Annotated in this window: 8 protein-coding genes; 1 reads left to right on the top strand and 7 read right to left on the bottom strand. The window is 65.2% G+C overall.

All coding sequences use genetic code 11. The features are described 5' to 3' along the window. The first annotated feature begins 102 nt into the window (after positions 1-102). Positions 103-777 (top strand): GntR family transcriptional regulator, encoded by a 675-nt coding sequence (locus JL37_RS05995; RefSeq protein WP_043542626.1) that lies wholly within the window; start codon positions 103-105, stop codon positions 775-777. A gap of 35 nt (positions 778-812) precedes the next feature. On the opposite strand, the gene JL37_RS05990 is transcribed toward JL37_RS05995, so the two are convergent. The 7 genes from JL37_RS05990 to dnaA all read right to left on the bottom strand — a co-directional run bounded on the left by JL37_RS05990 (position 813) and on the right by dnaA (position 10,322). After that, the gene (locus JL37_RS05990) at positions 813-1,214 is read right to left on the bottom strand and encodes an ectoine synthase (RefSeq protein WP_043542625.1); all 402 of its coding nucleotides are present in this window, start codon (positions 1,212-1,214) and stop codon (positions 813-815) included. A gap of 30 nt (positions 1,215-1,244) precedes the next feature. Beyond that, positions 1,245-2,576 carry an amidase gene (locus JL37_RS05985; protein ID WP_043542624.1) on the bottom strand — a complete coding sequence of 444 codons (1,332 nt, stop codon included), beginning with the start codon at positions 2,574-2,576 and terminating at the stop codon, positions 1,245-1,247. Next, positions 2,560-4,068 (bottom strand): amino acid ABC transporter permease/ATP-binding protein, encoded by a 1,509-nt coding sequence (locus JL37_RS05980; RefSeq protein ID WP_043542623.1) that lies wholly within the window; start codon positions 4,066-4,068, stop codon positions 2,560-2,562. The genes JL37_RS05985 and JL37_RS05980 overlap by 17 nt, the downstream gene beginning before the upstream one ends. A 21-nt stretch (positions 4,069-4,089) precedes the next feature. Further along, positions 4,090-4,941 carry an ABC transporter substrate-binding protein gene (locus tag JL37_RS05975; protein ID WP_043542622.1) on the bottom strand — a complete coding sequence of 284 codons (852 nt, stop codon included), beginning with the start codon at positions 4,939-4,941 and terminating at the stop codon, positions 4,090-4,092. Between the two features lie 266 nt (positions 4,942-5,207). After that, on the bottom strand, positions 5,208-7,655 hold the full coding sequence (gyrB, locus tag JL37_RS05970; RefSeq protein ID WP_043542621.1) for a DNA topoisomerase (ATP-hydrolyzing) subunit B: 2,448 nt from the start codon (positions 7,653-7,655) through the stop codon (positions 5,208-5,210). Between the two features lie 97 nt (positions 7,656-7,752). Further along, positions 7,753-8,862 carry a DNA polymerase III subunit beta gene (dnaN, locus tag JL37_RS05965; RefSeq protein WP_043542658.1) on the bottom strand — a complete coding sequence of 370 codons (1,110 nt, stop codon included), beginning with the start codon at positions 8,860-8,862 and terminating at the stop codon, positions 7,753-7,755. A gap of 2 nt (positions 8,863-8,864) precedes the next feature. Further along, complete coding sequence (dnaA, locus tag JL37_RS05960) at positions 8,865-10,322, bottom strand: chromosomal replication initiator protein DnaA (protein ID WP_043542620.1); 1,458 nt, start codon at positions 10,320-10,322, stop codon at positions 8,865-8,867. Positions 10,323-10,717: the final 395 nt, after the last annotated feature.

Here is a 10,717-nt window from a genome sequence, read left to right as displayed (position 1 = left end):
GCGGCCCGGCGGCAAAAAAATGCCCCCACGCCGCGCCTTCGGCTTGCTGCCCCCCACGCCGCGGCCAAGCCGCGGCGCTTTTCTATAGGAGCCCATGCCATCATGCCCGCCGAACGCGACAGCGGAATCTCGATCGCCGAACGCATCAGCCACCAGCTGCGCGACGACATCATGGAAGGCAAGCTGCCGCCCGGCACGCAACTGGTCGAGGTCGACCTGGCCGCGGACTACGGCGCGTCGCGCAACACGATCCGGGAAGTCCTGCACCAGCTCGGCCGCGAAGGGCTTGCCACCTTCATCCGCCACAAGGGCGTCGTGGTCCGGCGCATGGAGCGCAAGGACCTGCGCGAAATCTATGCGGCCCGCCGCGCGCTGGAACTTCAGGCCATCGAAGGCGGGCTGCCGCTGCAGCCCGCGCTGCTCGACAAGATGCACACGACCATCAACGCGGCCGAACGCGCGCTGTCCAGGAAGCAATGGCGCACCGTCGGCACGCTGAGCCTGCAAGTGCACCAGCACATCGTCGCGCAGCTGGGCAGCCGGCTGCTGGACGAGTTCTTTCTCACGCTTTGCGCTCAGCTGCGCCTGGTGTTCGCGTCGGAGGTCGATGAAAGCCGTATCCAGACGCCCGACTGGATCGAACGCGAACGCCGCATCCACGGTTTGCTCGTGGAAGGGCGCCGCGATCTGGCGGCGCAAGCCCTGACGGAATACCTGGACGATTCCGAACGCACGCTGATGGCCGTGCTGACCCGCCTGAAGCAGCAGGCCAAATAGCGGACGCCAGGCGCGCGCCCGGCGCCCGAATGCGCCTAGGCGCGCTGCTCGGGTTCCGGCTCCGCGTAGCTGCCATCCGCCCGATGCGTCTCCTGCCCGCTCAAGGGCGGATTGAAGACGCAGACCAGTCTCAGATCCCCCTTCACCGCCCGCAGCACGTGCTGGTCGTTCTTGTCCAGCGCATACAGCGTGCCGGGCCTGATGGCGTGAACGGCGCCGGTGGCCACGTCCTCGACCTCTCCTTCGCCCTCCATGCAGTAGTTCGCTTCGTAGTGATGCTTGTAGTGCAGGCGCAGCTCGGCGCCTTCGAAGACGCGGGTCTCGTGCACGGAATATCCGATGCCGTCGCGCTTGACGATGATGCGCTTGCTTTCCCAGCCCGGCCCCCGGGCGTGGCGTTCAGTATCGGTCAGTTCGTCGCTGTGGATAACTATCATGGATGCGAATCCGCAAATGAGTGGAGAAAATCAGTTCCGGCCACGCGCCGCCGATCCGAGCGCCGCTTCGATCTGCACGGCGGCAGCCAGCAGGGCTTGGTCGCCGCCGCGCAAGCCTGTCGCCATCAGGCCTACGGCTTTTCCATCGGCAAGATCGCCCGGCAGCGAAATGCTGGGCAGGTCCAGGCGGTTCGCGAATTCCGTCAGGCTGAATGCCCGAGAGTTTTCGCGCAGGTAGGCGTCGTTGTCTTCCAGTTGCGCCAACGTCGGCGGCAGCATGGGCACCGTCGGCGTCAGCACCGCGTCCGCCCCCGCCATCGCCGCGTCGTATTCCTGGCGCAATTCCACCAGCCGCCGCTGCGCCGCAAGATAGGCATGCGCTGGAACCTGCGCCCCCAGAAGCATGCGCGGCCCCACGCGGGGATCGTAGCGGGCCGCATCCGCCGCCAGGCGCGAGGCGTGCAGCATGTAGGCTTCGGCCGCGATAATGCCTCCGTCGCGCGCCACGAGGCCGGATTGGGCCACGCACAGCATGGGCAAGCGCCGCAACGCCGCGCCCGCGTCCATCAGGCGATCCAGCCAGTTCGAGAATACGCGCCGCACTTCCGGGTCCAGCATGTCCTCGACATGGTCGGGCACCACGAAACTGCGGCCCGCCAGCGGCGACGGCGATCCGGCGCCTGCGCAAGGCGCCAACGCCTTATCCACACGCAGGCATTGCGCCGCATCCGTAGCGATGATGCCCGGCACGTCGAACGTCGGCGACAAATACATCATGCCCGCGTCGTCATACCGGCCCCGGGAAGGCTTGAAACCTGCAACGCCGCAAAATGCCGCAGGTATGCGCGCCGACCCGCTGGTATCGGACACCAGCGCAAGATTCACCATGCCGAGCGCCACGGCCACCGCGCCGCCGCTGCTGGACCCGCCCGCCACGCGAGGAGCATCGGCCATGCATGGCGTGAGCGGCGTGCCGAAGGTCGCATTCAGGCCCAGGGCTCCGTAGGCGAACTCGGTCATGTTGTTCTGCGCCAGCAACACGGCCCCCGCATGCCGCAGCCTGCGGACCAGCGGGGCGTCTGCCGCCGCGGCCGGCGCGTCGGACAGCACCCGCGAACCCGCGTGCGTCGTCCATCCCCGCACGTCGAAGCAAGCCTTCACGCCCAGCGTCGTTCCGGCCAGCGGCTCGTCCGCCGGCGCCAGCGTTCGCAAGGCATCGCGCGCCCGCGCTTCGGCCAGGGCGTCCTCGTCGCGGCGCGCCAGCAGGGCTTGCTTTGCCGCGGATGGATTCTCAAGCGTGCGCGCCAGGCACTCCGACACCGCCCGCGATGACGGACCGCGCCGATCAGGAGACATGGACATGGCTCAGGAAGTCCTTCACGCGCGGATCCGCGCTGCCCAGCACCTCAGCCGGCGGCGCGTCGAGCAGCACGCGGCCGGTCTCCATGAACACCACCCGGTCCGACACCTTGAACGCGAATCCCATTTCATGCGTCACGATCAACATCGTCATGCCCTCGCGCGCCAACGTTTCCACCACCTTCAGCACTTCCGCCACCAGCTCCGGATCCAACGCCGATGTGGGTTCGTCGAAGAGCATGATGGAGGGCCGCATGGCCAGGGCGCGGGCGATCGCAACCCGCTGCTGCTGGCCTCCCGAGAGCTGGTGCGGATACTTGTGCGCGTGGTCCAGCATGCCTACCTTGTTGAGCAGCACCAGCGCCTCGCATCGCAGGGCGTCGGCGCTGCCGCGCCCGTGATATGCCGGCGCCAGCATCACGTTCTGCAGCACCGTCTTGTGCGGGAACAGGTTGAAGCTCTGGAACACCATGCCGATGTCCAGGATCCGATCGCCGGGCCCCGCCTGCGCGCCCGCGCCGGGAGACCCGAGAAAAGGTTTGCCGTGCAGCAGCACCTCGCCGCCGTCCAGCGTCTCCAGCCCGTTCAAGGTGCGGATCAGGGAGGTCTTGCCCGAACCCGACGGGCCGATGATGCTGATGACCTCGCCCGCCTTGACCGTCAGGTCGATGCCCTTGAGCACCTCGTGCTCGCCGAAGCGCTTGCGCGCCTGCCGGACTTCCAGCGCGGGCTCGTCGCCGGCGGCCTTCATCGCGGGCCCCGACGCGCCTTCCTGCACCGCGCGGCGGGCTTGCTCGTCCAGCGCCAGCGGCTTGGGGGCGCGCCGCAGGATATTCATGTGCGACTCCAGCCAGCCCAGCAGCTTGTCGAACAGCGTAACGATCAGCACGTAGTACAGCGCCACGGCCAGCATCGTTTCGAACACCAGGAAGTTCTGCGTGTACAGCCGCTGTCCGACCAGCAGGATCTCGGCCAGCGAGATCACCGACACCAGCGAAGTCAGCTTGGCGATCGTGATGAATTCATTGCTCAGGGCCGGCAGCGCAATGCGCAATGCCTGCGGAATGACGATCATGCGCTGAATGCCGGCATAACGGATGCCAAGCGCCCGTCCCGCTTCGATCTGCCCCCGCGGCACGCCCAGGATCCCGCCCCGGTGGATTTCGGCGATGAAGGCCGTCTCGCTCACCACCAGGGCGGTCAGGCCGGCGTAGAACGGGTCCGACAGTAACGCGCCAGCGGCCGGAAAAACCTGGGGCAGGTTATAGATGAACACCAGCAGCACCAGCAGCGGCAGGCTGCGGAAGAACCAGATGTACAGGCCCGCCAGGCGGCTGACGACGGGGTTCTTCGCCTGCTTGCCCAGCGCCAGCAGAAAGCCCGCCCCCACGCCTATCACCCAGGTCGCCGTGCTCAGCTTCACCACCACCCAGCACGCCTTCCAGAAATCGGTATCCCAGAGCAGGCTGACGGCGTAGTCCCAATCGAAATGCATGTTCCGGCTTCCGTCGCGGCGTTATCGGGCCGGGCCCGTCAGGGCAGCCTGGATCTCGGCCGCAGACGGCTCTTCCAGCCCGTAGCGGGCCAGCAGCGCCTGATACTCGCCGCTCTCGCGGGCCCTCTGCAGCGCGCCAGCCAATGCGCTCTGAAGCTCCTTCGATTCCTTGTTGATGCCCAGGCCGATCACGATCGGATAGAGCAGCGAGGTGGAAGTCACCTTGAGACCGTCCTTGGATTGCTCCAGCATGCCGTGCACCACCGCCGCATCCTCGATCATGGCGTCCGCGGCCTGCGACCGCAGGGCCATCATCGCTTCGGGAGAGGTCGGGAACTCCAGCACCTTGATTTCGCCCTGCCCCTTGGGCTGGCAGGTCTCGCGCGAGACCTTCTGCAGCTTGGGCGTCCAGGAGGCGCCCTTGATCGAGGCCACCCGCTTGCCGCACAACGCCTCCGGACCGGCAGGCGCGTACTGGCTGGCGGCCAGCACCACCAGCGATGCCCCGGTTTTCAGGTACGGAATGAAATCGATCAGCTTGGTGCGCTCGGGGGTCACATACAGGGCGGAGGCCACGGTATCGAAGCGGTGCGCCCGCATGCCCAGGATCAGGTCCGGAAAGCGCGTGTCGATGAACACCGGCTTCAAGGACAGCTTGGACGCCAGCAGCCGCGAAAAATCCGCATCGAAGCCCGCGGGCTTGCCGCCCTCCATGTAGGCGTAGGGCGGATAGGTGAGGTCCGAGCCTACCGTCAGGCTGTCGGCCTTGATCGTAGCGGAGGCCAGAGCCAGCGGAGATGCTGCGCACAACATGAAAGCGGCCAGTGCGCGCGCGGCGCCGCGCCGTGATGCCGCCAGAATCGTAGTGGACATGATTTCCCCTATTGAACGCCCTGGAACCCGCGGCAAGACTGGGCCTGCGCCTGCCAAGAGGCATTTTCCGAGCCAGGATTGTTGAACAATTTTTGCGATTCTGCGGCAATGGGAAAGCACGGGATATGGGTGTTTTCCCTAGCGGATTGCCATCGCGCGCCCTGCGGGAACGGCGCCAAGGCATGGTGCCGGGCCATGATGAAGGCAAAAAAAAACCGGCCCCGATAAGGGGCCGGCCGGTGTGCCGCAAGCGGTTGAAACGATGCTTACGCGTCGATATTGCCCGCCGACAGCGCGTGCGTTTCGATGAAGTTGCGGCGCGGTTCGACGTCGTCGCCCATCAGCGTGGTGAAGACTTCGTCCGCCGCGATGGCGTCCTCGATCTGCACGCGCAGCAGGCGGCGCACCTTCGGGTCCATCGTGGTTTCCCACAGCTGGTCCGGGTTCATTTCGCCCAGGCCCTTGTAGCGCTGCTTGGAGATGCCGCGCTCGGCTTCGCTGCGCAGCCACTGCATGGCTTCGCGGAAGTCCGACACGGTCTGTTCCTTGCGCTTCTCGCCTTCGCCGCGGGCGACCAGCGAACGCGCGCCGACCTTGCCGGAGAAGCTCGCCGCGGCCTTGGACAGGACGGCGTAGTCCGAGCCGTTCACGAAGTCCGCGTCGATGATGCTCACCCGCACATTGCCGTGGTGCATGCGCTGCACCGACAGGCGGTGGCGCTCGGTGGCCTCGTCGAATTGGGCCACGACTTCCACGCCGTTGCCGCTTACCGGATCGCGCATGGCGTCGGCCAGGCGGCGCGCGGAATCCGCGGTGGACTCGGCCGTCTCCAGATTGATTTCCACGCCTTCGGCCATGGCCGACAGCGCAGCCACGTCGAACACGCGCGACAACCGGGCGATCACGCCGTCGGCGGCCACGTACTGGCGCGCCAGCTCGTTCAGCTCTTCGCCGCGGATGATGTTGCCGCCAGAGATGATCTCGGCATCCTTCAACGCCAGCGCCAACATGAACTGCGCTTCTTCCTGGTCGTCCTTCAGGTAGCGCTCTTCGCGGCCGACCTTGACCTTGTACAGCGGCGGCTGGGCGATGTACACGTAGCCGCGCTGCACCAGTTCGGGCATCTGGCGGTACAGCAGCGTCAGCAGCAGGGTGCGGATGTGCGCGCCGTCGACGTCCGCGTCGGTCATGATGATGAGGCGGTGGTAGCGCAGCTTGTCCACGTTGAAATCGGGGCCGATGCTGGTGCCCAGCGCCGTGATCAGCGTGGCGATCTGCTCGCTGGCGATCAGGCGGTCGAAACGCGCCTTCTCAACGTTCAGCACCTTGCCGCGCAGCGGCAGGATGGCCTGGAACTTGCGGTCGCGGCCCTGCTTGGCCGAGCCGCCTGCGGAGTCGCCCTCGACGATGTACAGCTCGCACAGGGCGGGATCCTTCTCCTGGCAGTCCGCGAGCTTGCCGGGCAGGCCCGCGCCTTCCAGCACGCTCTTGCGGCGCGTCATCTCGCGCGCCTTGCGCGCGGCTTCGCGCGCGCGGGCGGCCTCGACGATCTTGCCGCACAGCGCCTTGGCGTCGTTCGGATGCTCCAGCAGCCAGGTTTCCAGCGTGCGGGCCACGGCTTCTTCAACGGCCGGGCGCACTTCGCTGGAAACCAGCTTGTCCTTGGTCTGGCTGCTGAACTTGGGTTCGGGCACCTTCACGGACAGCACGCAGGCCAGGCCTTCGCGCATGTCGTCGCCGGACGTTTCGACCTTGGCCTTCTTGGCCAGCTCGTTGTCGGTGATGTACTTGTTGATGATGCGGGTCATCGCCGCGCGCAGGCCGGTCAAGTGCGAGCCGCCGTCGCGCTGCGGGATGTTGTTGGTGAAGCACAGCACGCTTTCGCTGTAGCTGTCGTTCCACTGCATCGCCACTTCCACGCCGACCGGCACGCCGCCCGCCGAGGACTCGGTGGTGACCGAGAACACGTTCGGGTGCAGCACGGTCTTGCTGCGGTTGATGTATTCGACGAAGCCCTTCACGCCGCCCGAGAACGCAAAGTTCTCTTCCTTGCCCTGGCGCTGGTCGATCAGGCGGATCTTCACGCCATTGTTCAGGAACGACAGCTCGCGCAGGCGCTTCGAGAGAATCTCGTAGTGGTACTCGATGTTGGTGAAGATGATCGGGTCGGCCAGGAAGCGCACTTCGGTGCCGCGCTTGTCGGTCGTGCCCGTCACGGCCAGGGGCGCGGTGCGCTCGCCCTGGCGGAACTCCATCTGATGCACCTGGCCGTTGCGGCGGATGGTCAGCCGCAGCCATTCCGACAGCGCGTTCACGCAGGAAACGCCCACGCCGTGCAGGCCGCCGGACACCTTGTACGAGTTCTGGTCGAACTTGCCGCCGGCATGCAGCTCGGTCATGACGATTTCCGCCGCGCTGCGGTGGAATTCATCGTCCTTGTGGATGTCGGTGGGAATGCCGCGGCCGTTGTCGGTGACGGAAATGGAGTTGTCGGTGTGGATCGTGACGACGATGTCGTCGCAATAGCCGGCCAGGGCTTCGTCGATGGCGTTGTCGACGACTTCGAACACCATGTGGTGCAAGCCGGTACCGTCGGACGTGTCGCCGATGTACATGCCGGGGCGCTTGCGCACGGCCTCCAGCCCCTTGAGCATCTTGATCGAGTCAGCGCCGTAGCCGCTGTTCTCGGGAGTGGTGTTCTGCTGATCTGACATGTCTGTATCGATAACGCTTTAAAGAACGGCCTGGCGGCCGGACCGCCCACGGGCCCTCAGGCCCGCAAGCGGCACAAACCCACGATAGGCGAGCGGATCAAATCCGCATGGGCATGACGACGTACTTGAACTGGTCGTCTTCGGGCAAGGTGATCAGCGCCGACGCGTTGGCGTCGGGCATGACCGACCACTGGATGCTGTCGACCTTGACGTTCGACAGCACATCGAGCAGGTAGCCGACGTTGAAGCCGACGTCCAGCGCTTCATGGCCGTAATCGATGTCGATCTCTTCCTGCGCCTCTTCCTGCTCGGCGTTGGAGGACGAGATCTTCATCTGGTTCTGCGCCAGTTGCAGGCGCACGCCCTTGAACTTGTCGGTGGTCAGGATGGCGGCGCGCTGCAGGCTGCCCTGGAGCGCTTCGCGGCCGACCAGGAAATGGCGCGTGTAGTTCGTCGGGATCACGCGGGTGAAGTCGGGGAACTTGCCTTCGACCAGCTTGGAAACCAGCTCCACGTCACCGAAGCGGAAGCGGATCTGGCCCGGCGCCACGTCGATGGAGACGGGCTCGTCGGAGTCTTCCAGCAGGCGCTGCATTTCCAGCACGGTCTTGCGCGGGACGATGACTTCGTGGCGTTCCTTGATGCCGTCGGCCTCGGTGGCGCAGTGCGCCAGGCGGTGGCCGTCGGTGGCCACGGCGCGCACGCGGCCCGGCTCGAACACCAGCAGCATGCCGTTCAGGTAGTAGCGGATGTCCTGTTGCGCCATGGCGAAATGCACCATGTTGAACAGGTGGCGCAGCGTGCGCTGCGGCAGCGTCAGCGAGACGTCCCACTGCTCGGGCTGGGCCACGGTGGGGAACTCGCTGGCGGCCAGCGTCTGCAGCGCGAAGCGGCTCTTGGCCGACTGCACGGAAAGCTTGTTGCTGGCCAGCGCCAGCTTGACCTCGCCCGTATCGGGCAGCGCCTTCAGGATGTCCAGCAGCTTGCGCGCCGCAACCGTGGTGGACTCGTTGTCCTGGCCCACGCCGAAGTCGGCATGAGTGGTGATCTGTACTTCCAGGTCGGTCGCAATGAAGGCGACTTTGTTGCCTTCCTTGCGCATCAGGATGTTCGCGAGGAGGGGCAGGGTATGGCGTCTTTCGACGATGCCCGCCACAGTCGACAGCGGTTTCAGCAATGCATCGCGTGTGGTTTGTACGAGTTGCATGTTCATCCTTTTAGAGTTTGTTCCAACACGTGCAGGGTATGGTTGAGCTCCGCTTGCTTGGCGCGGGCGTCGGAAATCTTGCGTACGGCATGCAGTACGGTGGTGTGATCACGGCCACCGAACAGATCGCCGATTTCCGGCAGGCTTTTCTGGGTCAGCTCCTTCGCCAGGTACATCGCGACCTGGCGCGGCAAGGCGATATTGGCGGGCCGGCGTTTCGAGTACATGTCGGCCACTTTGATCTTGTAGAAATCCGCCACCGTCTTCTGGATGTTTTCCACGGTGATCTGCCCGTTGGACACGGACAGGAGGTCCTTCAGGGCTTCCTTGCAGACATCCACCGTCAGGACGTCGCGGCCGTGGAAGCGCGCGTAGGCCAGCACCTTGCGCAGCGCGCCTTCCAGTTCGCGCACGTTGCTGCGCAGATGCTTGGCGATGAAGAACGCCACTTCCTCGGGCATGGGCACGCCTTCGGATTCCGCCTTGCGCAGCAGGATCGCGACGCGCATCTCCAGTTCCGGCGGCTCGATGGCGACCGTCAGGCCGGAATCGAAGCGCGAGATCAGGCGGCTGTCGATGCCGGACAGTTCCTTCGGATACGTATCGCTGGTGATGATGATCTGCTTGCGCTGCGCGACCATCGCCTCGAACGCATAGAAGAACTCTTCCTGCGTGCGGTTCTTGCCGGAGAAGAACTGGATATCGTCGATCAGCAGCAGGTCCAGCGAATGGTAGTAGCGCTTGAAATCGTCGAACGCCTTGCGCTGGTACGCCTTGACCACGTCGGACACGTACTGGTCGGCATGCACGTAGCGCACGCGCACCCCGGTGCCCGCCGCCACCATCGCATTGCCGATGGCGTGGATCAGGTGGGTCTTGCCCAGGCCCACGCCGCCGTACAGGAACAGCGGGTTGTACGAGGTGCCCGGATTCTCGGCCACCTGCAGCGCGGCGGCGCGCGCCAGCTGGTTCGCCTTGCCGGTAACGAAGTTCTCGAAGGTCAGGTCGGTGTTCAGGCGCGAGCGCTCGTACACGATATTGGCCGCATCGGCGGTCACCGCCTGCGCCGCGGCCGTCGTGGCGGGCGCGGGTGCAGGCGCGGCGGCCGGCGCGCTCATGGGCGGCGCGCCGCCTGACGGAGACGCGGCGGACGGATGCGTGGGCGCGGGCTGGGCGGCCCGCACGGGCGCGACCGGCATGCGCGGCGCGGTGCCATGGGAGGGCAACTCGAACAGCACCTGCACCGGACGCTCGAACCACTCCGCGGCCAACGCTTCGATCTGGTGGGAAAAGTTCTTGCGCACCCAATCCAGCTTGAAGCGGTTGGGCGCGGCAACGCGCAGCACCGCCTGCGTCTCGTCATACGCAAGCGGGACCAGCGGTCGTATCCACGCGCTGATTTGTTGGGGGGGGAGTTCCTGCTCAAGACGACTGACGCAGGTCTGCCAGAATTCTTTCATGTCGCTCTTATTCAAACCTCGATTCTACCTTGCCTGGGCTGGGGTTATCCACAGGGTAGGGCATAAGTGTCCGCATGCCGCAGGCTTAACTGTTTGACAAGACAGGGAAAACTTGCTGAAATGGTGGGCTTTTCCGAATTCTGTCTGTCAGAAGGTTTCACAGAGAGCTTGACCGCGCTCGCCTGATAAGGGTGTTTTCACCCATATCGATATGGCCCCGCCATATGGCAACCGCCCGGTTCTAGCTTCTATAGGTCGCCTGGGTTTTTCCCGGTCAGAGCCCCGTCTACGAGTTGTTTTTTGCCTATGTTGCAAAAATGCCCGCTAGATACCCGCTTCTTGAATGCGCGACCAGGAACCCTCCGGGCAGGTCCCTTCTGACTTTTGTTCTTTTT

Source organism: Achromobacter sp. RTa, assembly GCF_000757485.1.
GTDB lineage: Bacteria > Pseudomonadota > Gammaproteobacteria > Burkholderiales > Burkholderiaceae_B > Achromobacter.
Note: the sequence above shows the minus strand (reverse complement) of the source record. Positions and strands in the feature narration are given on the sequence as shown.